The organism is Bartonella sp. AC535YNZD (assembly GCF_042196625.1).
In the GTDB taxonomy this organism is placed as follows: domain Bacteria; phylum Pseudomonadota; class Alphaproteobacteria; order Rhizobiales; family Rhizobiaceae; genus Bartonella.
Genome location: NZ_JBHIQP010000071.1, coordinates 1 through 767 on the forward strand (window position 1 = coordinate 1; position 767 = coordinate 767).

1 pseudogene is annotated in these 767 nt (G+C 42.9%); it reads left to right on the plus strand.

What is annotated here, in order from left to right:
* Positions 1-767 (plus strand): annotated as a pseudogene (locus ACFIM8_RS09225) (adhesin); the annotation flags it as partial.

The following is a 767-nucleotide window of genomic DNA, read 5'->3' on the forward strand; positions in this document are numbered from 1 at the left end:
TTTGAGCAAAAAGTTAACAACCAGATTACGGAAAAAGTGAATGATGTTATTGGCGATAAGGTTGATGATATTATAGGTGATAAGGTTGATGATGTTGTCGGTAAGAAGGTTGATGAAGCGATCTCTCAAGCCAATGAAAAGAGCCTAGTTCAGCAAGATGCCGACACCAAGCGTATAACGATTGGTTCAGCTGTTGCTGGCAGTGAAATCAACATAGCGAATAAGTCTGGTGAAACGCGTACGCTTTCGGGTGTTAAGGATGGAACTCTTGCCAAAGGCTCAAATGATGCAGTGACGGGTTCCCAGCTTTATGAGACGAATGAGAATGTAAAGGGTGTCAGTGATGATCTTCAGACAGTTGCTAAGAATGCGTCGAAATATTTAGGTGGCGGTGCTGATGTCTTAAAAGGGACTGAACCAACCTATAAATTAGATGATAAAGAATATCATGATCTTTCTGGTGCGTTTGGTGGGGTTGATCAAGGCTTCAAGGATCTTAAGGATCAAGTTGCTCAGAACAAAGATGAGGTTTCTGAACGTCTTCAAGATGCGTTGTTGTGGGATAACGATAAAGGTGCGTTTGTAGCTCAGCATGGTGCAGATAAGAGCAATAGTAAGATCACGTCTCTAGCAGCAGGTAATATCTCTAAAGATTCCAGTGATGCGGTCACGGGTTCTCAGCTTTATTACATGAATGAACAGCTTGCTGGCTATTTAGGTGGCGGAGCTGGATATGATGGTGAAGGTCAATGGCAAGCTCCACACTT